General features: G+C 51.6%; 17 protein-coding genes. 14 read left to right on the top strand and 3 right to left on the bottom strand.

The window, feature by feature from the left end:
• Positions 1-123 precede the first annotated feature (123 nt).
• From KJS57_RS14725 to KJS57_RS14735, 3 genes are all read left to right on the top strand, one after another.
• Complete coding sequence (locus KJS57_RS14725; protein WP_213655393.1) at positions 124-1,041, top strand: helix-turn-helix domain-containing protein; 918 nt, start codon at positions 124-126, stop codon at positions 1,039-1,041.
• Positions 1,042-1,110: 69 nt separating this feature from the next.
• Positions 1,111-2,022, top strand: coding sequence for an SGNH/GDSL hydrolase family protein (locus KJS57_RS14730; RefSeq protein WP_213655394.1), 912 nt, complete (start codon positions 1,111-1,113; stop codon positions 2,020-2,022).
• 126 nt (positions 2,023-2,148) lie between these two features.
• On the top strand, positions 2,149-7,329 hold the full coding sequence (locus KJS57_RS14735) for a choice-of-anchor I family protein (protein WP_213655395.1): 5,181 nt from the start codon (positions 2,149-2,151) through the stop codon (positions 7,327-7,329).
• A gap of 120 nt (positions 7,330-7,449) precedes the next feature.
• Here the strand turns inward: KJS57_RS14735 and KJS57_RS14740 are convergent, their stop codons facing one another.
• Positions 7,450-9,072, bottom strand: a complete 1,623-nt coding sequence (locus KJS57_RS14740) for a glycoside hydrolase family 9 protein (protein ID WP_213655396.1) — start codon at positions 9,070-9,072, stop codon at positions 7,450-7,452.
• Positions 9,073-9,295: 223 nt separating this feature from the next.
• Here KJS57_RS14740 and KJS57_RS14745 point away from each other — a divergent pair, with 223 nt between their 5' ends.
• From KJS57_RS14745 to KJS57_RS14775, 7 genes are all read left to right on the top strand, one after another.
• Complete coding sequence (locus KJS57_RS14745) at positions 9,296-10,879, top strand: histidine kinase N-terminal 7TM domain-containing diguanylate cyclase (protein WP_213655397.1); 1,584 nt, start codon at positions 9,296-9,298, stop codon at positions 10,877-10,879.
• Positions 10,880-10,891: 12 nt separating this feature from the next.
• Complete coding sequence (locus tag KJS57_RS14750) at positions 10,892-11,647, top strand: YwaF family protein (RefSeq protein ID WP_213655398.1); 756 nt, start codon at positions 10,892-10,894, stop codon at positions 11,645-11,647.
• Positions 11,644-12,162, top strand: a complete 519-nt coding sequence (locus KJS57_RS14755; RefSeq protein ID WP_244861559.1) for a mismatch-specific DNA-glycosylase — start codon at positions 11,644-11,646, stop codon at positions 12,160-12,162. The genes KJS57_RS14750 and KJS57_RS14755 overlap by 4 nt, the downstream gene beginning before the upstream one ends.
• A 129-nt stretch (positions 12,163-12,291) precedes the next feature.
• Positions 12,292-13,062, top strand: coding sequence for an amino acid ABC transporter substrate-binding protein (locus KJS57_RS14760; RefSeq protein WP_213655399.1), 771 nt, complete (start codon positions 12,292-12,294; stop codon positions 13,060-13,062).
• Between the two features lie 79 nt (positions 13,063-13,141).
• Entirely contained in the window at positions 13,142-13,801 is a 660-nt protein-coding gene (locus KJS57_RS14765) for an amino acid ABC transporter permease (protein WP_213655400.1), read from the top strand.
• Between the two features lie 13 nt (positions 13,802-13,814).
• Entirely contained in the window at positions 13,815-14,567 is a 753-nt protein-coding gene (locus KJS57_RS14770) for an amino acid ABC transporter ATP-binding protein (RefSeq protein WP_280520385.1), read from the top strand.
• A gap of 65 nt (positions 14,568-14,632) precedes the next feature.
• A complete protein-coding gene (locus KJS57_RS14775) occupies positions 14,633-15,826 on the top strand; it encodes an SGNH/GDSL hydrolase family protein (protein WP_244861560.1) in 1,194 nt (397 codons plus the stop codon).
• An 809-nt stretch (positions 15,827-16,635) separates the two neighbouring features.
• Here KJS57_RS14775 and KJS57_RS14780 read toward each other — a convergent pair.
• Complete coding sequence (locus KJS57_RS14780) at positions 16,636-18,258, bottom strand: response regulator transcription factor (RefSeq protein WP_213655401.1); 1,623 nt, start codon at positions 18,256-18,258, stop codon at positions 16,636-16,638.
• A 7-nt stretch (positions 18,259-18,265) separates the two neighbouring features.
• Positions 18,266-20,074: a cache domain-containing sensor histidine kinase gene (locus KJS57_RS14785; RefSeq protein WP_213655402.1), complete on the bottom strand. Its 1,809-nt coding sequence runs from the start codon at positions 20,072-20,074 to the stop codon at positions 18,266-18,268.
• A 130-nt stretch (positions 20,075-20,204) separates the two neighbouring features.
• Between KJS57_RS14785 and KJS57_RS14790 the strand changes: the two genes are divergently transcribed.
• The 4 genes from KJS57_RS14790 to KJS57_RS14805 all read left to right on the top strand — a co-directional run bounded on the left by KJS57_RS14790 (position 20,205) and on the right by KJS57_RS14805 (position 25,433).
• Positions 20,205-21,086, top strand: coding sequence for a carbohydrate ABC transporter permease (locus KJS57_RS14790; RefSeq protein ID WP_211021589.1), 882 nt, complete (start codon positions 20,205-20,207; stop codon positions 21,084-21,086).
• A complete protein-coding gene (locus KJS57_RS14795) occupies positions 21,086-21,916 on the top strand; it encodes a carbohydrate ABC transporter permease (RefSeq protein WP_213655403.1) in 831 nt (276 codons plus the stop codon). Before KJS57_RS14790 ends, KJS57_RS14795 begins: the two co-directional genes overlap by 1 nt.
• Positions 21,917-21,998: 82 nt before the next feature.
• The gene (locus tag KJS57_RS14800; RefSeq protein WP_211021591.1) at positions 21,999-23,303 is read left to right on the top strand and encodes an ABC transporter substrate-binding protein; all 1,305 of its coding nucleotides are present in this window, start codon (positions 21,999-22,001) and stop codon (positions 23,301-23,303) included.
• A 123-nt stretch (positions 23,304-23,426) separates the two neighbouring features.
• Positions 23,427-25,433, top strand: a complete 2,007-nt coding sequence (locus tag KJS57_RS14805; RefSeq protein WP_213655404.1) for a beta-galactosidase — start codon at positions 23,427-23,429, stop codon at positions 25,431-25,433.
• Positions 25,434-25,448 lie beyond the last annotated feature (15 nt).

Genomic DNA, 25,448 nt, shown 5'->3' on the forward strand with positions numbered 1-25,448 from the left:
TGTAAGCGTTATGATAACTTGATTATATCAAGGGTAATTATGAAGTCCTATGTCCAAAGCGTTTATCAATTTATCCAAATCGTTCAGATTAATTAATTTATCGGATACAGGAGGGGCGGGATTATGAATATTTCGGAGGAACATCACATTGCTGAATTTATGCTGCCGGACATGGATTCCACCTTTCGGATTTTTGCGGCTCATTTGCGCACCGTGACACAGGATTGGTCTTATCCGCGTCATACCCATCCGCTGTTTGAAGTGAATTTACTTCTGTCGGGCAGACAGGAAATGATCGTAAACGGACAGCGTTTCGTACAGGAACCTGGCGATCTTATGCTTCTGCGGCCGGAGGATGTGCATGAGAGCCGTGCGGCGAGTTCCGAGAGGATGACCTATTATTGCCTGCATTTTAATGTGGATGATCGCGTGCTTCGCGAAATGCTCTGTCAGGGAGGAAGATTTCACTTCGAGGAAAACAGTCCGCTGGTCAAAACGATTCGGCCCAGCCTGGATAAATTAATACAGCTTACCTCCGGCGAAGGCACGGTGAAGCTCTCCAATAGAATGCGAGCGCTGTCCGCCGTATTTGAATTGTTTGCGGGCCTTGGCGAAACGCTTGTTGAACAGAATCGGGTGGAAACTCCTAACGGCAGGATGGCGCGGATCGCTGCCGAGATAGCGGCGGGACTGGAGAAAAGCGTGGAAGCGCCGGAATCGGAGTGGCATACCGATGCCGATGTCGATGGGGAAGAACCTTCCGACCCCTCGCGGGAAACCGTGGCGGCCGTGACCGAAGGCTTGGGATACAGCGCTTCTTCCTGCAACCGGATGTTTCATCGGGTGTACGGCATGTCCCCGCGCCAATATTTATCCGCGCTGAAGCTCAAAAAGGCCAAGCTGCTGCTGATGGAATCGGCGCTCTCGGTGGAGGCCGTCTCCGCGCGGCTAGGATACAAGGATATCGCTCATTTCAGCCGCCAATTCAAACGCTGGACCGGGGAGCCGCCGGGCAAGTTCCGTGCCAGATTCCATATTTGATAGTCGCGGAAAACGAAGTGAAGTAAAATGAAATTCAACTGATTTAATAATTTTGGAGGCGTTGACTATATGATGCATACACCCGATGACCAATTGAAGGTCCCGGAAAGAAAACGAATTGTATTTTTAGGCGACAGCATTACGGAAAACGGAGCTTACATCCGTTATCTTGACGCCTATTTTCTCAAGTATTTTCCTCGTCACAGCCTGGAATTGATCAACCTGGGCGTCAGCAGTGAAACGGTGGCCGGCACGCATGAACCGAGTCACCCGTTTCCGCGTCCATGCTTGCATGAACGGCTGGAACGGGCGCTCGAGGAGAGTAAGCCGGATTGGGTGTTTCTGTGCTACGGGATGAACGACGGGATTTATCATTCGTTTTCGGAGGAGCGTTTCGCGCTATTCCGGAACGGAATGAAGAAGGCGGTCGAGCGGATCGGACAGACGGGGGCCAGGGTGATTTTGATGACTCCGCCGCCGTATGACGTGCTGTCGATCAACGGAGAGGCGCAGCCGGACGGATTGCAGGAGTATGCTTTTGAAACGCCTTACAGGGATTATAACGGTGTGCTTGGAAAGTATGCGAACTGGGTGACGGAATACGGAGCGGAGCAAGGCTATACCGTGGTGAATCTCCGGGAGCCGATGATGTCCTTTATCGCCGGACGGAGAGAAGCGAATCCGGCATACAAGTACAACGACGGAGTCCATCCGGAAGATGACGGCCACTGGGTAATGGCCCGCGCGATTCTTAGCGACGTCTTCGGTATTGAGCCCGAGCGTACGCCGGAATGGGCCAAGAGTATGGACGGAGATTTTATCCGTGCCGTATCCCGCCGCAGGGATGTGCTGAATGCGGCATGGCGCGAGCATGTGGGCCACAGCAATCCGGATAAATTCGAGGCGTTGCCGTTGGCGGACGCCTTAAGGCTGGCGGATTCCATCCTTGAAGACATCCGTATGGCAGCGGAGCAAGCCTAAATACCGAGGATTGACTTGAATGTAATTTCAAGCAATCCTCTTTTTTACATAAGTCCTTGATAAAAAGGAAGTTCCGATAACATTCCCCCGGTACACTCAAGGTTAAAATCATACGAATATGGGGGAATGGTTTTGAAATCGAAGACGGTTAGCTTGATTTCGCTGCTGCTGGCTGCGGAAATGATTCTGGGATCACTGGTACCGGGTATCGTTCGGGCCGAGGCGATACTGCCGGCAGCTTCAGAAGCGGGACCCGGAGTGATTTCCGGTGATATGGAGACTTCTGCGTTTGCTCTTGTAGATACCGATGCGGATGCGGCTGCCGAATCAGGCAATGAAGGACAGGCAACCCAGGATTTCGGATTATCCGACGTTGCATTGCCTGCTGCTCAGGCAGCGAAATTCTATAGCGTCACCCTGGACGTTTATGGAGGACAGGCTCCATACAGTTATGAGGCGGAAGGGCTTCCGACAGGCCTGATTTTGGGAGCGGCCGAAGGCAAGCTGGAGGGAACACCTGAGCCGGGAACGGAAGGAACTTATCCGGTTACGGTTAAAGTTACGGACGCTTCCCTTCCCGCCCGCAGCTTCAGCAGCACGCTGGTGCTGGAAGTGAAGCCGGAGGAGACCGGAAGCGTCCTTCAGCCGGCTATCGATACTTTGCAAATCAGCAAGATCGCCGGATATGCTGTCGGAACTACGAATAAAGACGGCGGAGTAGCCGAAATTGTGAGATTCAACCGGGATAACGGAAAGTTTTATCTGGTGAACGGATCCACGACCCCGCCATCCATCGATATCGTTCCGCTTACGGGGGACGGCACGCTCACAAAGGAGACAAGTATTGACGTCAAGGCGCTCGCTGAAACCGGAGGCTTTCAGTTTGGAGACCTGACCAGTCTGGACATCAATTCCGCGACAGGGACAATTGCTGCGGCGGTGCAGGAAGCCGCGTATGACAAGAACGGGAGAATTCTGCTGCTCGACTATGACGGGAATTTCTTGCAGTCCTATGAAGCCGGGGTTCAGCCCGATATGGTGAAATATACGTCAGACGGCCGGTATATTTTGACGGCGGATGAAGGGGAACCGCGCGAAGAGGGTGTAGACCCCGAAGGCAGCGTGACGATCGTCGATACGCAAGAGGGTAAGGTTACCCGTGTTAAATTTGATGATCCAAGCGTGATTGAAGATCTCGTACACATTCGCGGCACATCGGATGCGAAAGGGAAGATTACCGGAAGCGGAGATAAGGCCGACGCTGTGCATGATCTTGAGCCGGAATATATCGCTCTTTCCGCCGATGAGTTGACGGCTTATGTGTCGCTTCAGGAGAACAATGCAGTGGCGATTATCGACATCCCCTCCGGTAAAGTGGTCGGTGTTCACGGACTAGGGTACAAGGACCTGAATGATCCGCGAAATGCGCTCGATCTGGTGAACGACGGAGCGATCAAGCTTGAAAATGTGCCTTTCTATGGCATGTATATGCCTGACGGGATCGCTTCTTACACGGCGAGTGGACAGACTTATCTGTTGACCGCCAATGAAGGAGACGTTACCGAATGGCCAGGCCGTGAGAACGGCAGCAAAATTTCGAAGCTGGTCGACTTGAATCCGAATTCGGAGGCGGCACTCTTTTTACAGGGAAAAGAGGCTGTCTATGGCAAGACCGAAGTCGCCGGGGATATGGGAAATGACGGGGTTTATCTCTACGGCGGACGTTCGTTCTCCGTTTGGAATGCGGGTGATCTGACCCAGGTTTATGATAGCGGAAACGACTTTGAACGAATTACCGGGGAGCGCTTGCCGGACTATTTCAATGTCAGCAACAGCAAGGTGGAGAAGGACGACCGCAGTGCCAAAAAAGGGCCTGAACCGGAATACGTTGCCGTCGGGGAGGTCGGAAGCAAAGTCTTTGCGTTTATCGGACTGGAGCGGATCGGCGGGGTGATGACTTATGAAATTACCGATCCGGAACATCCGGTATTCGTGAATTATACCAACACGCGCGATTTTGCCGCCGGCCTGAACACGGATTCGGGTCCTGAAGGACTGGAATTCATTCCGGCTTCCGACAGCCCGACGGGCCGTCCGCTTCTGCTTGTAGCCAATGAGGTTGGCGGAACGGTAGCCGTTCTGGAACTGAAAGTTACGAAGGTTTCGCTCGATAAGACGGCTTTGTCGCTGACGGTCGGCGGTCCCGCAGGCAAGCTGAATGCTTCGGCGGAAACCGGTGACGGTGCCGGTGCGGAGGTTCGGTGGAGCTCGGCGGACCCGCAAGTGGCTGAAGTTGATAACGAAGGAAACGTAATGCCAAAGGCGGCAGGGCAAACCGTGGTCACAGCGCGGAGCGAAGATGGTTATGGAATGGCGGAAGCCGTCGTTACGGTAAGTGAAGCTGACGCGGATACATGGAAGCTGACAGTGATGCATACCAACGATACGCATGCTCATTTGGCCGAGGTGGCACGGCGTGCGACGCTGGTGAAGCAGATTCGCGGCGAAGGGGGCAACAGCCTGTTGCTGGATGCCGGGGATGTTTTCTCGGGGGATCTTTATTTTACGAAGTGGCAAGGGTCCGCAGATTTGACCTTTATGAACTATTTGCAATATGACGCCATGACGTTCGGAAATCATGAGTTTGACAAAGGAACCGGGGTGCTGGCCGAATTTGTGAAAAATGCACATTTTCCGCTGGTCAGCTCAAACATTGATTTCAGCAAGGATAAGAATATAGCGCCGCTGCTTAAAGAACCTGTCTCGTTCGGCGCCGGTAAGGATGGATCGGGTGTCAAATCGGGGGTATATCCGTATGTCGTTCTGGAGGTTGACGGGCATCGTGTCGGTGTGTTCGGCATGACGACCGAGGATACCAAAGAAACGTCCAGTCCCGGAAAAGACGTAGTGTTCCGCAACGCCGAAATTGCGGCGGAAGAGACGGTTCGGGCTATGGAAAAGGAAGGAATCAACATCATCATCGGACTATCGCACTTGGGATATGCGCGGGACAAGGGATTGGCCAAAAACGTAGAAGGCATTGACCTGATTGTCGGCGGCCACACGCATACGAAGCTGGATACTCCGGACGTAGTCATCGATGAAGTTCATCAGACGCCTACACTGGTTGTTCAAGCGAACGAGTGGGGGAAATTCCTCGGTCGCGTCGACCTGGTATTCGATAGTCAAGGCAACGTATTGACGGGCCCGGGGCAAACGGGGGGCGGTTTGATTACCGTTGACAGTAAAGTAGAAGAAGATTCCATAGTCAAGGAAATGCTGGCCCCATACAATGCGGAGCTGGAGGAATTGAAGAAGCAGGTTGTGGGGGTCGCGGCTGCCGTTCTGGACGGGGAACGCGCTCAGGCTCGGTCGAAGGAAACGAACCTCGGCAACCTGATTGCTGACGGAATGTTGGCCAAGGCGAAAGCGTTGAAGGATGCGGATATCGCTCTGATGAACGGCGGAGGAATCCGCGCTTCGATCGATCAAGGGGATATTACGATGGGCGAGCTGCGGACGGTCATGCCGTTCGGTAATACGCTGTATGTGCTGGATGTGACCGGGCAACAGCTCAAAGACGGCCTGGAGAACGGGATCAGCGGCGCCAAGTCGGCCGATCTTCCGGGGAAATTCCCGCAAATCGCAGGCATGAAGTTTAAGTGGGATCCGGCTCAGCCTGCCGGGGCGAAGGTGTTCGATGTACAAATCAAACAGGGACAGGGATTCGTGCCGCTGGATTTGAAAGCAACCTACCGGCTGGCTACCAACAGTTTTGTAGCTAACGGGGGTGACGGATATACTTCCTTTGCACAGGCGATCGAGCAAGGTGCTTATCATGAGGATCTCGGGTACCCCGACTACGAAATATTTATGGAATATGTGGCAGCACTGGGCGGTACGGTCACGCCGAAAGTGGAAGGCAGGATCATCGAGCAGGCAAAGCCTGGAGAGGTCGGCGGGAACCCGGGCGGCTCCTCGCCAGGCAGTGGCAGCGGTACAGGCTCTGTGACATCCCCGGGAGCGGCGTCGCCGTCGGCGGGCCAGGAGCCATCCGGTTCCCAGGAGTCCGTGAGTGCGGCTGAGCTTGCCGGAGATTCGCTGAAACGTTCGGAGACGGTAAATGCGGCCGGACAAAGCATCACGCGGGTGAGCGTGATGTCGACGGAGATATTACAGTCTGCTCTTGATGCAGCTTCTTCAAATCCGCAGGGCGAGCTATTGATTTCACTTCCGGAGTTGAAGGGCGGAGTGGAACTCCAACTCCCGCTTCAAACCTTGGCGGCCGGAATCAAAAAGGGCAGCCAGGTCGCGCTCGTGATCGAGACTGCTCTGGGGACTTATCGTCTTCCGCTGGGGACGCTTGGACAAAGCTTGAACCGGGGAGGAAACCTGTCCATTTCGATCGTTCCGGTAACGGCCTCCTTACAGAAAGAGTTGAATCTTAAAACGGCAGCTTTGGGAGGTTCCGTGATAGATGCTTCGGCCGTTGACTTCCGCGTATCCGTCGGTTCGGACGGACAGGAGCAGCAAGTTGTTGATTTAAACATGAATTATATCAGCCGCGTCGTTTTCCTTGAGGGGGCGGGCGCTAATGTCATCGCGGTGAGATACGACGAGCGTGACGGGAAGCTGTATCCCGCACCGGCCGTAAGCAGAAGCGAGAACGGAAAGGCGCGTTTGGAAATAAAATCTCCGGAAAATGGAGTCTTTATGGTCATCGGGTTCCGGAAACAATTTAATGACGCCAACGGACATTGGGCGGAACGCGAAATTGAAGCTATGGCTTCGAAGCTCATTGTCCAAGGGATTAATGACAGTCATTTTGCGCCTGGACGGGAGATTACGAGAGCTGAGTTCACGGCCCTGCTCGTAAGAAGCTTGGGACTTTCGCCCAAGGCTTCCGGCAGAGGATTCGGTGATGTTGCGGCAGGCGGCCCTCTATCCGGAGAAATCGGCGCTGCGGTCGCCTCCGGCTTGGTGAACGGTAAAGGAACGAACGTATTCATGCCGGACGACCGTATCACCCGGGCCGAGATGGCGGTTATGGTTTCGCGGGCTATCCGGCTCCTTGAAACCGGCCGCACGGAAGCAGCAAACGAGCTGAATGCGTCACAAGCGTTGGCCCGTTATTCCGATAGTGCAGCCATCCCCGACTGGGCGGTTTCCAGTGCCGGATTGCTTACGCAACGCAGCATCGTGCAAGGGGATGCGGACGGGGAATTCACTCCTTCAGGATTTACAACCCGCGCCGAGGCCACGGTCATCCTGCTAAGAATGATGCAAGCTTTGGAGTTGGCGGATTAGGAACTCCGCGTATCAAAGAATTAGAGTAGTCATTAAGTTATAAGAAAAAGCGCGAGCGTATGGGTGGTGACTTAACCCATACAACTCGCGCTATTTGATTTCTATTTGCTGCTGAAAATTTTATTTCACAAAATGGGAGACCACGAAGACGGCGGGGGAGTTCCAGTAAATCGTCACCTCATTGCCGGCATAGCTAAGCTCGTCGTCGATAAAGCATTCGGCGGGCGCTTTGCCTTGCAGGTGCTCCATCATGCAGTCATCGTTCAGCCCGCGGTTCGGACCGCCGGCTACGAGGCCAGGCACAGGGTCGGCCACGCTGTCGCCGACAGAAGGACGATGGTGCGGATGCATGACCGGGCGATCGCCATAACCGGTCACATAGCTGATATCAAGCGGATTGCGGCCCATCAAATAATGAATATGGTCCAGCGCCATAGCTTCATACTTATCGTTGCCGCTAAGATGGTAGGCGATCAGCAGCAGCATGGCTCTATTCATAACGACCATATTGCTGCCCCAGATATAATCCGCCGAGGTCAGCGAAATGCCGTATCCATCAGCGGTGCAGATCGCCGCCAGCTTGTCGGCTTCCTCCAGCAGTCCGTCTTTAAGCCAGTTAAGCAAAGCGTTATCACCCTTAGCGGAATCCTGGAGCAGATAAGCGAAGGTTCCATAACCGCCCATATCGGCCCAACCCAATTCATATTTCGGGAACTGCTGCGCAGCCAGCGCTTTGAAATGCGTATGATAGGTTTCGTCGCCGGTCGTCCGGAACAATTCGGCAGCCGCCCAGTAACGCTCATCCAGATCCTGTTCATCCCCGTATTCCCCAGTACCGATATCCTGCGGGTTTTTAAAGCCCGGAACTTCAGGATGATCCAGCAACCACTGCCAAGCCCGCTTCGCGGCTTCCAGACAGCGGTCCGCAAAGACTTCGTCAAACGGGCGATAAACCCGCGAAGCCATCGCCATGACGCCGGCCAAGCACCCGGTAGCCGTTGCTGAAACAGGGAGGAAATACAAATCCGCCAGATCGTCTTCCGGCATGACATTCAAAGCCGGAAATTGCTTGGTCGTCAATTTGTGAAACGCGCCGCCGGTACGGTCATCCTGCATTTTGAACAGCCATTCCAGTTCATAACGGCATTCATGCAGCACATCCGGCGTGATGCCGTCCGTTTCCGGAATCGGAAGCGGGGACCGGAACGCCTGTGGGTTTAGTTCGAAGGCAAGCAGCAGGTCAGCAACCGCTTTGGCGCCAGGGCCGGTGTATTGGCCGTAGTCTCCGGCGTCATGCCAGCCCCCCGTGCTGTTCAGCTTCACTTCGGAATCATCGTATACGGTTCCGTCCGCCAGATGGCACGCTGCATGACTCCAGGGTCCGGCATATTCTTCACTCAAATCGCATCCGCAGCGGAAAAGATAAAAAGCTTTTAAAAGACCCTGATGGAGCTCCTTATACGGGTTATCCGCAATGACAAACGGAGCGGAAATCTCATCGCCCAGACTGACATAATAGCTGCCGGGTTCTGCAAGCGCCGAGAAGTCGCCTGAGCAAACCGCCGTTCCCGCGGCCTCGTCAGGTTGCAAGGGTCCGGTTTCTCCCTGAAAAACCGGCTTGCCGGTAACCGAATGGATAACTTCGAATGTTCCTGATTTGCCTGCGCTGATGACGGATTTTTTGGCATTTAACGGGTATCCGATCTGGTCGACGGTTAAACAGCGTTGTTTTGCTTGAGTCATTGGGAATCCCTCTTTTCCTGGTATAAAGTGTATTATCCGCTCTTCGGAAAACGTTTTCCGAGATATGTTCCATTATATCAAAAAAACAAAAACTTTATAGTGATAAATTGATGAATGCTATCAATAAAACATCTATTACAGGGCGAGAAATGAATTCTTCCGCTGATGTCGGCACTTATGCTACCATATAACTAATATTTGAAATGATGGAGCTACCTTGTAAATGAACTCACCGATTAGCATCTTTATTGTTTTGGCGGCATTGTCAGGTGTACTGAGTGTACTGCTTGCCATTTATGCGTTTGTGAACCGGAACAAGTATTCCGGAATCAACCTGTTTTTCTGGATCACCGGGCTGTCGGCCATTTATGCGTTCGGGTTTGCCTTCGAATTGACAGGGAACACATTGAAGGAAATTATGTTCTGGGCGAATGTGGAGTATGTAGGGATGCCCTTTATCGCTCCGCTTAGTTTGATACTGGTCATGTACTATGTGGGGCTGGAGAAGTTTATAACTGGCCGTAAGCTTGTTCTGATGCTGATCATTCCGGCCATTACGCTGGTGATGATTACGACGAACGAGTGGCATCATCTGTTTTACCGAGACATTTATTTGAATCCCAATGCCCCCAGACCCATGATGGATATCGTGATGGGGGAGTGGTATGTCGTCCACGGAAGCTATACTGTCGGCTGTCTGCTGGTGGGTACTTTCCTGCTGCTGCGTTATTGGAACCGGAGAAAAAACGTGCTGAGACGCCAAATAGCGGCTCTGTTAATCGGATTCGTTTTGCCGGGATTTGCTTCTTTTCTGTATTTGATGAAGCTGACTCCCTACGAGATGGACCTTGTACCGATCATCATGTGCGTGACTTCCTTCTTTTATATATGGGCTATCCGAACCTCCGGCTTGATGATCGTTGCGCCCGTGGCCAGAGAATATATTTTTGACAGTATGCGCGACGGTGTTCTGGTCGTCGATCCGGCCGGCCTGCTGGCGGACTTCAATCCGGCAGCGGCGATGATGATTCCCGGACTCAGTTCCGCGAATATCGGCAAGCCCGTTAGCGAACTCCGTTTGTCCGAAAACTTTGATGAGCCTGTCTTCGATTTTCATTCCGATCACAATGTGACTGACGAAAAAGAATTCAGCTGGAGCATCGGGCAGGAAACCTGTTATTATCATATTCACTCTTCTCCGGTCATTAACCGCAGAGGACGGTTCGTGGGGAAGACGATAACGGTGATGGATGTTACCGAGCGCGCCCGCATGGAGGAGAAATTGACGATGCTGGCCTCTTACGACGGGCTGACGGGGATTTTCAACCGGACCTTCTTTATGGAAACGGCGCGCGTTATACTTGCGGAGGCCGAAAATGCTAAGGAATCTTTTTCGCTGATCGTTTTCGATATCGACTTTTTCAAACATATTAACGACCGGTTTGGGCACGGAGTGGGGGATCAGGCGCTTCGTCATATCGCGGCCCTCGGTGAACGGTACCTTATGGCCGGCGGCCTCCTCGGCAGATACGGAGGAGAGGAATTTGTCATTGGCCTCCCGGGGATTGATCTCCCTGAAGCGGCAGCAGCTGCTGAGAAATTACGCCGGGAAATCGAGAACACCCCGCTGAACTCGGCGGAAGGGCCGATCAGGATTACAGCCAGTTTCGGAGTCGCTGAATTCGGGTTGTCCGGACAGTCGCTGGAGGAGCTCTTTATGGAGGCGGACAGGGCGTTATACCGTTCCAAAGAGAACGGGAGAAACCGGGTGAGCACGGCGAAGGATGATTTGGTGCTCCAACGATAAAAGGGGGATTCTATGAAGGAATCAGCATCCGTTTTTTCTTCCGGGCAAGCGCCGGAATTTATATTCTTTTCCCCGTCCCATCTTATCTGGATCGGTCTGCTGATTGTGATGATTCTGGGACTTTATGCGGCCAGAAAAAGAATTCGATCCCGGAGAGCCTTGCGCCTTGGGGTGAGATTCGGATTACTGGGCTTCCTCCTGATTTCCGAGGCCACTTTAAATGTATGGTATTGGACGCAAGGAGCCTGGAATGTTCGTCATACCCTTCCGCTTGAGCTGTGCAGTATAACGCTGCTGCTGTCGATCATTATGCTATGGAGCCGAAGCAGATGGCTGTATGAAGTCCTCTTTTTTGCCGGCATCGGCGGGGCGCTTCAGGCTATACTCACGCCGAATCTGGGTTACGGGTATCCGCATTTCCGGTTCTTTCAGTTTTTCATAGCTCATTCGCTGATCATTCTAGCTCCGTTATATATGACCTGGATCGAACAATACAGGCCTACCTGGAAATCAATCGGGAAAACGATGCTGTTCTTGAACGGCTTGGCTCTGATCATTGGGCTTCTGAATTATGTCATCGGAGCAAATTATATGTTTCTGCTGCGTAAGCCGGATACGCCTTCCATCCTGGATATGCTTGGACCGTATCCTTACTATTTGCTGGCCGAGGAAGGGATTGCGCTGCTTATATTTATTGTAATGTACGGTGTTTTCTTTGCCCTCACGGATAGAATAAAAGGCCGGAGCCAGGAGGCGGCAAAGTTATGAATAATGAGCTGAGCGAAGTGTCGGATCATCTCGATTTCGGCTTGTCCATCGTCTTTATCGGATTCAATCCTAGCATCCGGTCCGGGGAAGCCGGGCATCATTATGCTAATCCGCGCAACAACTTCTGGCGCATTTTGCATCAATCCGGGCTTACCCCGCGTTTGTACGATGCCTCTGAAGACCAGGATCTACTCAAACTGGGTTACGGATTTACGAACATCGTTGCGCGTCCTACCCGCGGCGCGGAAGATATAACGCGCGAAGAATATAAACAGGGTCGGCTTATACTGCGGGACAAGCTAAGAGAGTATCGGCCGCGAATCGCCTGTTTTGTCGGCAAGGGCGTTTATACCGAATACAGCGGCCGACCCCGGGCGGATTGGGGGTTCCAGAGCGAATCTATCGTGGATGGGGTTATCGATTTCGTCGCCCCGTCTTCCAGCGGCCTGGTGCGGATGAAAATGGAGGAAATCATCGGAATCTATCGCGAGCTAGCCCTATTTGTGACAGATTAAGATCAGTTTCTGGAAAACTTTCATTTCTCTCGACTCTTCTTTGGTAGTATGGTATCATGAGAATCTGATAACGTATTAACGAACTAAAGCGTATAGAGCTTTTGTCAACCAGATGGGGGAGAAATTCAGATGAAGAAAAGTGCAATTCTGATAGTGGTATTGGGTATGATGTTAATGGCTCTGGCCGGTTGCTCCGGCTCAGGCAAGGACGATAATAAGCTTGTGATCGGAATCGACGACAAGTTCGCTCCGATGGGCTTCCGGGACAGCGATAATGAGCTTGTCGGATTCGATATCGACTATGCGAAGGCAGCTGCAGAGAAAATGGGAATGGAAGCGACTTTCCAGCCGATCGACTGGTCGGCCAAGGAATCCGAGCTGAACAGCGGACGAATTGACTTGATTTGGAATGGCTACACAATTACCGATGAGCGCAAAGGGAAAGTTCTGTTTACTAAGCCATATTTGAAAAACAGCCAGGTGGTTGTGACTTTGGCGGATTCACCAATATCCGCAATCAGCGAACTGGCTGGTAAGGTCGTTGGCCTTCAATCGCTTTCCTCAGCGGCGGATGCTCTGGATTCGAACCCGATTAAATCCGAGGTCAAGGAAGTATCCGCGTTTCCGGACAATGTGCTCGCTTTGAGTGATTTGAAGACGAAACGTCTGGATGCGGTCGTGATAGATGAAGTAGTGGCCCGCTATTATATGTCCAAAGAAGAAGGAATCTTCAAATTGCTTGATGAATCGCTTGCTCCCGAGGAGTACGGCATCGGCGTGAAGAAGGGCAATGATGAGCTGCTGGACAAGCTGCAAAAGGCATTGGATGAGCTGAGCCAGGACGGGACAGCTGCACAAATCTCCGAGAAATGGTTCGGGGAAGACAAGGTGCTGAACTAGATTCCATTTCAGTGACACTAAGAAAAACCGGATTGAACTCTAAATCCGGTTTTTAGTTTTCATATGAGGAGAGTTACTTATGAGTCTGGATTATTTATGGGATATTACGGGGCCGATGCTGGAAGGTGCGAGAACGACGATTCTGCTGTTCTTTTTGGCGATTTTAACCTCCATTCCGCTCGGTTTTGTCTTTACGTTAATGGTCAAGAGCCGCGTAAAACCGCTGGCCTGGATCGCCAATGTTTATATTTATGTCATGCGCGGAACGCCTTTGCTGCTGCAGATGCTATTTTTCTGTTTTGGACTGCCGGTCATTCCGGTGATCGGGGAATATCTGGTTATGGACCGTTTTGCCGCCGCCTGTCTGGCGTTTACTTTAAACTACGCCGCCTATTTTGCTGAAATATTCCGGGGCGGACTTCTGGCGATAGACAAGGGCCAGTACGAAGCGGCACAAGTGCTTGGACTGGGGCGTTGGCATACGATGACCCGGATTATTCTTCCGCAAATGTTCCGGATCGCGCTTCCGGCGGTATCGAACGAAGCAATTACCTTGGTGAAGGATACGGCGCTTTTATATGCGGTCGCGGTTCCCGAACTATTGCATTTTGCTCAAACTGCTGTCAACCGTGATTTTACGATTATGCCGTTTGTCGTTGCCGGTGTTATTTATTTAGCGATGACGTTGGTGCTGACGTTCTTCTTTAAGATGCTGGAGCGGAAATTTAAATTTGATTAAAGGAAGACTTGCGATGACGAACAATGCCATTATTGAAGTAACCAATATGCGAAAATCTTTTGGAAAGCTGGAAGTGTTGAAGGACGTGTCCTTTCGCATAGCTCCGAGCGAGGTGGTAGCGGTGATCGGTCCTTCGGGCTCCGGGAAAAGCACGATGCTTCGCAGTCTTGCACACCTGGAAGAGGTGAATGGAGGAAGCATCCGGATCGGAAATGAAGAACTCGTTCATAACGGTGTTTATCCTTCCGGGGGAAAGATCAAGGAAATTACATCCCGGATGGGGATGGTGTTCCAGCACTTTAATTTGTTCCCCCATTTGACGGTAAGAGCCAATCTGGAATTGGCTCCGAAGCTGATGAAGAAATATTCGGCCGAGGAAATCCGGAGCAAGGCTTCGAGCCTGCTGGAAAAAGTGGGATTGCAAGATAAGGGGGATGTCTACCCATCCAATTTGTCCGGAGGCCAGAAGCAGCGTGTAGCGATTGCCCGGGCGCTTATGATGAGCCCGGAAATTATGCTCTTTGACGAGCCGACCTCGGCGCTCGATCCGGAGTTGACCGGCGAGGTTCTGCAGGTCATGCGCCAATTGGCAGATGAGCAGATGACCATGATCGTCGTGACCCATGAAATGAGCTTTGCCCGTGAGGTGGCCGACCGGGTCATGTTCATGGCGGACGGCGAATTCATCGAATCGGGAACGCCGGAGCAGTTGTTTGGAAGTCCGCAGCATGAGCGGACCAAAGCGTTTTTAAACCGGGTGCTGTAGTCGCAGCCCCGGTTTTTTTGTACAATAGTTCGAGGAGATGAAAGATTAGGATGAGGAGTGGCAGTATGAAACAGAAAGAAATGCAGGACATGCCGGTTCAAGATCTGGCCTTGATGAAGGAGTATGGCTCTGCAACAGTCGTATCGACGGCTTCCAACTTTATTATGGATCGCGAAGAGGCGTTTACGCATACATACCGGACATATGTCCGGCTTCGGGAGCAGGGGAAACTGGAGCTTCGGTTCTGGTTCAGTAATGCAGTGGATTCCACCTGGGACCAGGGGGGCGTTGCCAAGGGAGGACAACCCGGCGGCAACTGGCTGATCGAGGCTGCGTTCGTAGCCGACGGAGGGACCGGAAGAAACGGCGAAGTTTCCGGTCAATCGCAGGTCCCCGTTACTTTTGGCGGCAGCCTGACCCGGCTGGTCCGACCGGGAGAGACGTTTTGGAGCGATTCCGTTGAGATTGAATTGCCGCAAGGCCATGACTTGGCCTTCAGTTGGACTATCGCTTCCGGCTCCGGCCGATCGGTCCCTTACAATACCGAGCAGATGCTGGTAACCGCTTATAATACCCCCGGCAAACATGCGGACGAACCGGAAGGGGATTTATTTGCGCTTTCCGAGAATTTGCTGGTGATGCCTGCTTGGATCGGATATAAGAAACAAAGTCACCTGCGGATGGTTTTCTTTGGAGATTCGATTACCCAGGGCGTGAGAACCGCAAAGGACGGTTACGATTATTGGGTGGCTCGGATTGCCGATGGGCTTGGCGCGGATTATAACGTCTGGAATATCGGTTCGGGATGGGCGCGGGCCTATGACGCCGCAGCGGATGGCCCTTGGCTGCATAAAGCCAAACAGGGGGATCAGGTTTTGATTGCGCTGGGTGTCAACGATATCGATATCGGCGAGCGAAGCGCGGAGGAACTGCTGCAGGACCTGACAAACATCGTATCGACCCTAAAAGCAAACAACAGCGAGGTCGACATCATACTGTTTACGGTGCCTCCGTTTAATTTCAGCGGGAACCGAGAGCATATATGGCGGAAGGTGAATGAAGTGCTGAGAACTGCGCCTCCTGCCGGAGTGAGCCGGGTGTTCGATATTGCGGCCGTACTGTCTCAGCCGGCACCGCATGAACACCAGGTCCGGCCGGAATTTATGAGCCCGGGGAATGATCCTCATCCAAACGGTCTGGCGGGCAAAGCGGTGGCGGAAGCTTTCTTGCAATGGTATGAGCGTAAGGAACTCCGGTAAACAGCAGGGCAGGACAAGGTTAAGCCATGGATATTCGGTACATCTTGTGGGCATGTCGAAAAAGGCCTGCTCACCGGATGAACGGAATAAGGAGTAGACCGGATGTGCGAAGAAACTCTGAATATTTGTGGGTGCCTCCGGTAATCTTGTGCGGAGTACCAGGGTATGAAGCTTCTTCTGAAGCTTTTTCTGTAATTTCTTCTATAGTTTCTTCTGTAGTATCTTCTGGAGCTTCTTCCGGAGCTTCTTCCGGAGCCTTTTCGGGGTCCTGCTTTTTGGAATCTCTTTGGAGTCCTCCTTTTCCAGGCTAACGAACCTGAGGAAGCTTATTTTCACGAAATCAGCATGTGTTGGAACCTAACGAACTCCAGTAACGTTATTTGGGCGCTAAGAGGTGAATTTTCGCCTTTTTGCTGTAAATAACGTGTCTGGAGTTCGTTACATTTTGAAGAGGCTACTTTTAGGCCCAATAAGAGTTACTAGGTTCGTTAGCCATCCCGCACCGCTGTCCAACACCATCACGGGCCACAACTCCACCGTCCACACCACTATGGGCAACAGCACCACCGTTTAAACTCTAATCCAGCACCCTCACCCACTACCCTCATCTAGCACCATCATCCAGCTCCATCGCCAAACTCCCGCCGTTACCACGTCCACACAATATCATCAATTAAAAAACAAATTTCCAACTAGTGTTACTCCCACCACACGCCCCGCAGCATGCAATGCATCTCCACACTGACCTGCTTAATGAGAATTGGTTACTATAACCGACGAACCGCACCAAGCACCTATATTGATCGCACTCATTTGCTCCGGTACTCCCGCGGCGATTCACCTTCCTGCTTCTTGAATACTTTGCTGAAGTATTTCACGTCATTGAATCCGACCATCTCGGAAATTTGTTGGAGTTTCAGATCCGGGTTCAGCATCAGCTTTTTGGCTTTGTCGATCCGGTATTTAGTAAGATAATCCGAGAAGTTGATCCCGAATTCTTGCTTGAATTTGCGGGAAACGTATTCGCGGCTGACATAGAAATGACTGGCGATCTCCTGGAGAGACAGCTCGTTACGGTAATGCTGTTCGATATAGGTAATAATTTCGCCGGTCATCCGGTTCTCCCTGGAATGGCGAGCCGAGATTTCTCCGGCAAGGCGGGTCATAAAAGCCCTGGACCAATCGCGCCACGCGGAGGGAGAGAAGGTATAGCTGCTCGTCAGGGGAGGGGTCAGGCTCGATTCGTCGTGTTCGGATTCGGACACCAGGTTATCGGCTTCTTTACCCAGCGCTTCCCGCAGCAGTCTGACTCGAAAAGACAGGATGTCGCTTTCCCAAGCATCAAGCAGCTCGGATGATACGTAGCCCGAACGGCATAATTCGTCGATCCACTGTTGGGCGGCTGAAGAGATTTGGCCAGCGTCTCCGCTCAGAACCGCAGTTTTCCACTCCTCCTGCACACTTTCAAAGGATAATGACGCAGCGCCTTCGATCGTATCCTGCTGAGCAGACTTAAGTAGATGGACATATTGATCCGGCTGCAGCAGATTCCTCCGGCGGATCGCAGTTTCCGCTTCGTCATACTGATGGGGAAGACTTTGCGGAAGTTCTCCCGCCATCCCCATACCGACATGAACTCTACGTTGCAGGGTATGGAACAGCCCGTCATTAATCCTTGCTATCAATTCCGGCGCGCGATCCGACGGACCCCATGTCAAAATTACGATTTCCATCGGCGCTCCCCAATACTTGAACGCAATCCCGTGCCGCCCCGGGAGTAGAAACTCATTGCAAATATTAATGAGCGAAAAATGCAGCAATTCGCTATCATACCCGAACCGTCGCAGTAAGGCCGTGTCCCCGGAATCGATCGGGATCAGCAGCAGCCGGCCCTTGTCCGCCTCTTCGGGAATCACGCCCTCCATCCGGAGCCGTCTCATTGCGGACTCCGAGGAGCCCGGATCGTCGATGAGCGAGAAGAGAAGCTTCTCACTGTACACCGGCCTGAATTCGTTTAACTGGATGCTCTTCTGCTGATGTTCCCGGCGTTCCTGTTCTTCTTGCCGCCACTGGCCGACAGCTTTGCCAACGGCAGCATTAATCGCCTCGGGATCGATCGGCTTCAAAATATAATCAATGCCCCCGTGCCTTACCGTGCTTCGGACAAATTCAAAATCGTCATGTCCGCTGATCACGATGAATTTGAGGCTCGGCGCATGCTCGCTCACCCAAACCATAAGCTCCATCCCGTGACCGGATTTCATCATCATATCCATAATAACGAGTGCCGGCTTGAATTCCTTAATCATCGCGATGGCTTCGGTGCCGCCGCCGGCTTCCGCGATTTCCTCAATTCCGTGACTTTGCCAATCAACCAGCAGGCGTACCGCCTTCCTCACTCTCGCTTCATCGTCAACGATCAGTGCTCTCATGATTTCTTCACTCTCCGCTTTCATCTTGGACCTTGAATTTCAAGGTAATCCGGACTCCGTCCGGTTTTAAATTAGCTACGATCAACTCGGCATTCTCTCCGTAAACCAAGCGCAGCCGGGTCAGGACATTGATCAGACCGATGGAGGACGTCTTTCCATCCGGCTCATCCTCTCCGGGCTTGACCTGTTCCGCCCCCGATAGGGCAAGGCCGCTCTGCAGCCGGCGAAGCTTGTCATCCGGAATCAAAGCCCCGTTATTTTGAACAATAATCGCCATGTTTCCTTCCGTATCCTTCGTGGCGGTCAGTGAGATCCAGCCCCCGGATTCCGAAAGGTCGATGCCGTGCTTGAAGTAGTTTTCCATAATAGGTTGTAAGATCATTTTCGGCATCGGCACCTGCAGAAGTGAATCCTCGATTTCATAATGAAACGCAAACCGGTTCTCAAACCGTTCTTTTTGCAGTTCTATATAAGCCTTGGCATGCTCAAGCTCGTCCTTTAGGGTCACGGTTCGTTCATCATTGTTCATACTGTAACGCATCATCTTCCCGAGGGAAGAAATCAGGGTATATATTTGCGGTACCTTCAGTTCCAATGCCAAAGTACCGATGATCTGCAGCGTGTTATTCAGAAAATGAGGGTTAATTTGCGCCTGCAGTGCCCGAAGCTGGTTGTCCTTGCTGCTAAGCTCCAGTTTGTACTCCCTCAGGATCAAGTTGTTTAACGTGTCCATCATATCGCGGAACCGCTCCGTCAAAACACCGACTTCATCATTTCCCGCAGGAGCTACGTCAACCTGAAGGTTTCCGATTTTCACCTGATTCATATAAGTCGAAAGACGCTTGATCGGAGAAGTGATCCGGATCGAAATCAGGACGATGGCCGTGATGATGACAAGCAAAGCAACTCCGAATAAAACGGCGTTGATCTTAGCGGCCTGATTCGCTTCGCCGAGCAGGTTCGATACAGGAATTTGCTTGACCAGTGTCCAGTCCGCCCCCGTGCTTTGAATGCGCTGATATATAAATACGGCCCCGTTCATTTCAAAAGAGCCCTGATCCCCTGTAAAACCGGCAGCCGGTTTGCCGTACCAATCGTCTTGGAGCGGCTTCCCAAGCAGCGTCTCGTCCTCGGTATACACTAAATTGCCCTCGGCATCAATAATGTACAGATTCTCTTTACTCTTGTCATAGAGCTGGTTGATGATGCCGAAGAGAGCCGACAGCTTCACGTCGATAGATAAATACCCGATGGCTTGATTGGTCGGGATCTTTTCAATCCGCCGGTGCAGGGTAAAGACCTGCTCCTTGGTCGCCTGGGGAAAAGGAGACAGAAGACCGTAATGATGACTTGGGTGCGTAGTCTGGATTTGCAGCAGCTCTTTTTCGGGCAATGCGGAGGCGGGGTAAGGGGCGGGATCCTGCCAACGCTTCGGAGTTTCCTGGGTGATCATCGTGGCTTTGTTGTCCTTGATGCCATATAGATAAACCTGATAAGCGCCAGGTATCGCTTTGTACATATAATTGAGCGACGAATAGATGCTGATATTGGCGGAAATATCGTCATAACCGGCGTCGAGCTGTCTGTAAAACTCGGCATCCGAATACACGCTGAGGGATACCCGGTTGATCTCCTGCAGCATACTGTCGATATTGCGATAGCCTTGATAGAGAAGGTTCGTATTTTCTTCTACCGCCCGCGTTCTAAGCGAAGCTGTTGTATGAGAATAGCTGATGATCATAGCAGCTACGATACATATGACAATCGGCAATAACATAAAAACAATCATTTTGGTGCGAATGCTGTTCCATTTCATTTAATCCACTTCCGATCAATATTTTACACCTTAGTGATCACCTCTGTCGGTGTAAGGGGAATCAAAATAATTACATAATAGCATTATAAGACACATAACGACAAAGAGAGACATTGAAAGGGGGGCCAATATGCGTAGCAGAAAGTTATCGCATTATGGACAGCAATTCTTTTTCGTCGGCCCGGCCGTACTATTCTTCACTCTGGTCATGATTATTCCATTTTTAATGGGGATGTATTATTCCTTTACGGATTGGAATGGCGTATCGGGCGAGGTTACTTGGGTCGGCTTCGATAATTTCGCAAAAATATTTTCCGGTGACCCGGATTTCTGGAAGTCCTTCTGGTTTACGGTTCGCTTCACGGTTTTGGGTGTTGTGCTTACCAACCTGGTCGGATTCTTCCTGGCTTATTTCCTTACCAAGCCTTTGAAATCACGGAACGTACTGCGTACCGTGTTTTTTATGCCTAACATCATCGGTGGCTTGCTGCTCGGATTTATTTGGCAGTTTATCTTTATTAAAGGCTTCTCAACCTTGGGCGATATGACGGGCTGGTCCTTCTTCCAGCTTCCTTGGCTCGGCGATGCTACCACCGGTTTCTGGGCGATCGTCATGGTATTCGTATGGCAATACTCCGGTTATTTGATGGTTATTTATATCGCTTCGCTCAGCAATGTTTCCAAGGAAGTGCTGGAAGCCGCTGAAATCGACGGGGCCAGTCATTTCCAAGTGCTGCGCAGCATCATCGCTCCTCTTATTATGCCGGCGGTAACCGTCAGCTTGTTCCTGGCGATTTCCTGGTCCTTTAAAATGTTCGACCTCAACCTGTCCCTGACCAAGGGTGGTCCGTTTAAATCGACGGAATCGGTTGCTCTGAACATCTACAATGAAGCTTTCTTGAATAACCGGTATGGTCTCGGTACGGCGAAAGCATTGCTGTTCTTCGTTATCGTAGCGATCATTTCCCTGATTCAAGTTCGCATCACGAAGAGCAAGGAGGTTGAAGCCTGATGGAGACTAGATCGCGCGGAAGAAATTTCGTCATTGAGATTATCATGGCTTTGGTGGCGCTTGTGTTCCTGGCCCCGTTCTATTTCCTGTTTGCGAACTCGGTCAAATCGTTCGGTGAAATTTTGTCCAACGCGGCCTCCTGGCCGTCTAAATTCAACTGGGACAACTATTCGAAAGCATGGGAGCTGGCCCGCTTTTCAGAAGCTTTCCGCAACTCGGCGCTGATCACCATAGTCAGTGTGATTCTGATAACGCTGTTCAGTGCCATGGCCGCTTACAAAATGGTTCGCTCTAACACTAAATTCAATCGCATCTTGCTGATGCTGTTTGTTATGTCCATGGTCGTACCTTTTCAAACGATCATGATTCCGGTACTTAAAGTGGTAAACACACTTGGAGTCAACAACAGCATTTGGGGATTGCTCCTGACGAACCTGGGACTCAGTCTACCGCTGGCGGTGTTCCTCTTCCACGGATTTGTCAAATCCGTTCCTTTGGAAATTGAAGAGGCTGCGACCGTCGACGGCTGCAACCCGATTACGGTATTCTTCCGGATCGTGCTGCCGCTGCTCAAGCCGATGATGATGACCATTATCGTGCTCAACGCGCTGGCAATTTGGAATGACTATTTGCTACCGTCGTTGATATTGCAAAATCCTTCGCTGCGGACGATTCCGCTGGCGACCTATTCTTTCTTCGGACAGTACACGAAGCAGTGGGACATGGCGCTTCCGGCGCTGGCCATCGGCATTCTGCCGATCGTCATCTTCTACCTGCTGCTGCAGCGTTACATTGTTGAGGGAATTGCGGCAGGCTCGGTAAAAGGTTAATATCGGACAAGCCTGGCGTTCCAAATATAAAGAGGTTGGGAATCAAAAACTTCAAGAAAAATGACTAGGGGGAAATGAAGTTATGAACAAGAAACGTTCTATGGTTATCCTGTCCGTATTGCTCGTGATGAGCATGCTGCTCGCAGCTTGCGGCGGGAAGAACAACGCCAATAATGCTGCAAACGGTAATTCCGGCAACTCCGGTAAGAGCGGAGCAGTCAAGACGGTTAAAGTGTTCCAATTTAAAACAGAAATCGTTGAAGGCCTGAATGAATTGAAGGTCGAATTCGAAAAAGAATATCCGAACATCAAGCTGGACATTCAAACCGTTGGCGGCGGTGCGGACTACGCAGCAGCGCTGAAGACGAAATTCGCTTCCGGCGACGCGCCTGACATTTTCTCTAACGGTGGTTTTGCCGAGCTGGATATGTGGCAAGATAAGATTGAAGACTTGTCCGACCAAGCATGGGTTAAAGACCTCGTGCCTTTGGCAGCCGAGCCTATGACAAAAGACGGTAAAGTATACGGCATGCCGATGAACCTGGAAGGGATCGGTTATGTATACAACAAAGATCTGTTTGCCAAAGCCGGCATTACAGAAACTCCCAAAACAATTACCGAACTGGAAGAAGCGGCCAAGAAGCTTCAAGCTGCCGGAATTACGCCTTTCGGTAACGCTTATCAAGAATGGTGGCTGCTTGGTAACCAAGGGATCAGTACCGCGTTTGCGAGACAGGACAACGTTGATGAATTCATCAAAGGTCTGAACGAGGGAACCCAAACGATCGTAGGCAACCAGCAGTTTAAAGACTGGAGTAATTTGCTTAACCTTACAGTGAAATATGGTCAAAAGAACCCGTTGACCACGGATGCCAACACTCACCTTGCCTTGTTCGCCAACAGCGAAATCGGTATGATGCAGGAAGGCAACTGGGCGCAAACTTTGATCGACAATATTACTCCGGGCATGAACATCGGGATGTTCCCAATGCCGATTGACGACAATGCCGAGAAGAACGACAAGTTGACTGTAGGGATTCCTGCAAACCTGGTAGTAAACAAAGATTCCGCTTCTAAAGAAGAAGCAAAAATCTTCTTGAACTGGCTCGTAACTTCCGATATGGGTAAAGAGTATATCGTTAAAAAATGGAAGTTCATCCCTGCTTTGACGACGATTCCTGCATCAGCCGAAGATATCGGCATGCTGGGTGCGGACGTGAAGAAATATGTAGACGAGAATAAAGTTTACGGTCTGCAATCTTCGAAATTCCCGGATGGGGTAACTCAAGAATTCGCCAGCGCCATTCAGGAGCTCATCGCGGGCAAAACCGATGTAAACGGCTGGATGACCAACATGCAGGCGGCATGGGATAAGTTGAAGAAGTAATTAACTGAATAATCAATCTACTTGTGTCAGGCAGACTGCTTCCGCGCGCTCTCGTTATAGAGGGCAGACGGGAGCAGTTTTGCCGTTTTTTGCAATAGGCGTTTCGGATAAGGAGGAGAGGTAATGGATAAGAAGCGAAAATTCGCCAGTGGAGTAAAAATGGGAGTGGATTATTATCCCGAACATTGGGACAGCGAGCTCTGGGAACAAGATATTCAATTAATGAAAATAACGGGGATTCGAGTCGTCCGCATGGGCGAGTTTGCTTGGAGCCGGCTTGAACCTTCATCAGGCGTTTATGAATTTGACTGGCTGGATCAAGCATTGGATTTGTTTCACAAGTACGATATTGAAGTGGTGCTCGGGACGCCGACGAACACGCCGCCGCGCTGGCTAACGGATTTGAGACCGGATATTTTACCCGTGTTTGCCGACGGGAGCGTCTATCATCCCGGGGTACGGGGCCATCGGTGCTACAGCAGCGATTCGCTGAACATATACGGTTCAAGAATCGTGGAGCGAATGGCGGAGCATTTCGGAAAGCATCCGGCCGTCACAGGGTGGCAAATCGACAACGAGTTCGGTATGATCGATTGCCATTGTCCCGGGTGCAGCAGAGGGTTCCGCGAATGGGTAGAACGGAAATACGGGACCTTGGAAGCGGTCAACCGGGAATGGGGAACCGTGGTTTGGAGCGGGGAATATAGCGATTGGTGCCAGATCGGCCCTCCGCATGGAGGATCACCGCATCAGAATCCGTCCTATTTGCTGGACTACGCGAGATACCAATGGGATGAGGTCGTAAAGTTTCAGCATACCCAAATCGAAATCATCCGGAAACATGCTCGCGGTCAATTTATTACCCACAACTTTCACAGTTATCCTCAGCGCCTGGATCAGTACCAGATCGGCAAGGAGCTTGATTTTGCCGCCTTTGATTATTATCCGAACACTTCTCCGGACAAACAGGCAACAGGCCCTTACAGCGGCGCATTATCGCTGGACGTCACCCGGGGCATTAAGCGGCGGAACTTCTGGATCATGGAACAGCTTAGCGGACCGCCCGGGTGCTGGTTTCCGATGTGGAGAACTCCGTATCCCGGGTTTATTCGGGCCTTTGCCTGGCAGGCTATTGCGCGGGGAGCCGACACGGTCGTGCATTTCCGCTGGAGAAGCGCGGTCGCCGGAGCGGAGCAGTTCTGGCACGGACTTATCGATCACAGCAACATTCCCGGACGTAAATTCGAAGAATTTGCCGCGCTTTGCGCTGAAGTGAATACGCTGTCAAGGAAGCTCCGGGGAACCGAGCTGCGGCATGATGCTGCCATCCTCTTTTCCCATGAACAGCTGGAATCCCTCCGAATTCAGCCCCAGGTCGAGGGTATGGACTATTATGAGAATATCAAGGATTACCACCGGGCCTTGACCAAGCTTGGAATCGGCTGCGATGTGATCGATTGGAACGAATCGCTGGACCGATATAAGCTGATTGTGGCGCCCAGCTTGTATCTGATGAACGAAGAGATAGCGGGCAAATTGGAGCGATTCGCTACGGAAGGGGGAACACTGATTCTCACTAGCCGTTCCGGAGTGAAGCATATGAACAATCAATGCGTCATGATGCCGCTGCCCGGATTGCTTGCGAAATGCGCTGGAGCCGTTGTTCAGGAATATGACCCGATCGGTGGCGATGTCCATGAGATTGTGGATAATGAGGGCCGGACGTTTGCGTGCCGTCAATGGTGCGATATTCTTTCGCCGAATGGGGCGGATATTGTGATGAGGTATGGCGGGGATTTCTATGCCGGCATACCGGCGGTTACCGTCAATGCCTTCGGGCAAGGGCAGGTTTATTATCTGGGGACCCACCCGGAGGAGGCCTGGTTGATGAGTCTGTTCAGTGAAGTGGCTTCCAAATTAAAGATAACGATGTTCCCCGGACTGCCCGAAGGGGTCCAGGTTACGGTTCGAACCGGTAGAGACAGATCGTTTTTGTTCGTACTGAATTTATGTCGTGAAGCGCGCAAAGTTACGCTGCCCAGCGCGTATCCAAGTTTGCTTTACGGCGAATCCAGAGGGCTTGAGCTTGAGCTGGAGCCGTACGGCGTTGATATTTTGGAAATGAGATAGACGGGAAATCCGATG

It is taken from the genome of Paenibacillus vini (assembly GCF_018403325.1).
GTDB classification, from domain to species: Bacteria; Bacillota; Bacilli; order Paenibacillales; family Paenibacillaceae; genus Fontibacillus; species Fontibacillus vini.

Excerpts from the sequence above, each read along its gene's own strand:
- KJS57_RS14790 (WP_211021589.1), top strand. The coding sequence starts at position 20,205 with ATGCGTAGCAGAAAGTTATCGCATTATGGACAGCAATTCTTTTTCGTC.
- KJS57_RS14770 (WP_280520385.1), top strand. The coding sequence starts at position 13,815 with ATGACGAACAATGCCATTATTGAAGTAACCAATATGCGAAAATCTTTT.
- KJS57_RS14795 (WP_213655403.1), top strand. The coding sequence starts at position 21,086 with ATGGAGACTAGATCGCGCGGAAGAAATTTCGTCATTGAGATTATCATG.
- KJS57_RS14765 (WP_213655400.1), top strand. The coding sequence starts at position 13,142 with ATGAGTCTGGATTATTTATGGGATATTACGGGGCCGATGCTGGAAGGT.
- KJS57_RS14755 (WP_244861559.1), top strand. The coding sequence starts at position 11,644 with ATGAATAATGAGCTGAGCGAAGTGTCGGATCATCTCGATTTCGGCTTG.
- KJS57_RS14750 (WP_213655398.1), top strand. The coding sequence starts at position 10,892 with ATGAAGGAATCAGCATCCGTTTTTTCTTCCGGGCAAGCGCCGGAATTT.
- KJS57_RS14730 (WP_213655394.1), top strand. The coding sequence starts at position 1,111 with ATGATGCATACACCCGATGACCAATTGAAGGTCCCGGAAAGAAAACGA.
- KJS57_RS14775 (WP_244861560.1), top strand. The coding sequence starts at position 14,633 with ATGAAACAGAAAGAAATGCAGGACATGCCGGTTCAAGATCTGGCCTTG.
- KJS57_RS14735 (WP_213655395.1), top strand. The coding sequence starts at position 2,149 with ATGGTTTTGAAATCGAAGACGGTTAGCTTGATTTCGCTGCTGCTGGCT.
- KJS57_RS14800 (WP_211021591.1), top strand. The coding sequence starts at position 21,999 with ATGAACAAGAAACGTTCTATGGTTATCCTGTCCGTATTGCTCGTGATG.
- KJS57_RS14740 (WP_213655396.1), bottom strand. The coding sequence starts at position 9,072 with ATGACTCAAGCAAAACAACGCTGTTTAACCGTCGACCAGATCGGATAC.
- KJS57_RS14745 (WP_213655397.1), top strand. The coding sequence starts at position 9,296 with ATGAACTCACCGATTAGCATCTTTATTGTTTTGGCGGCATTGTCAGGT.
- KJS57_RS14780 (WP_213655401.1), bottom strand. The coding sequence starts at position 18,258 with ATGAGAGCACTGATCGTTGACGATGAAGCGAGAGTGAGGAAGGCGGTA.
- KJS57_RS14805 (WP_213655404.1), top strand. The coding sequence starts at position 23,427 with ATGGATAAGAAGCGAAAATTCGCCAGTGGAGTAAAAATGGGAGTGGAT.
- KJS57_RS14785 (WP_213655402.1), bottom strand. The coding sequence starts at position 20,074 with ATGAAATGGAACAGCATTCGCACCAAAATGATTGTTTTTATGTTATTG.
- KJS57_RS14760 (WP_213655399.1), top strand. The coding sequence starts at position 12,292 with ATGAAGAAAAGTGCAATTCTGATAGTGGTATTGGGTATGATGTTAATG.
- KJS57_RS14725 (WP_213655393.1), top strand. The coding sequence starts at position 124 with ATGAATATTTCGGAGGAACATCACATTGCTGAATTTATGCTGCCGGAC.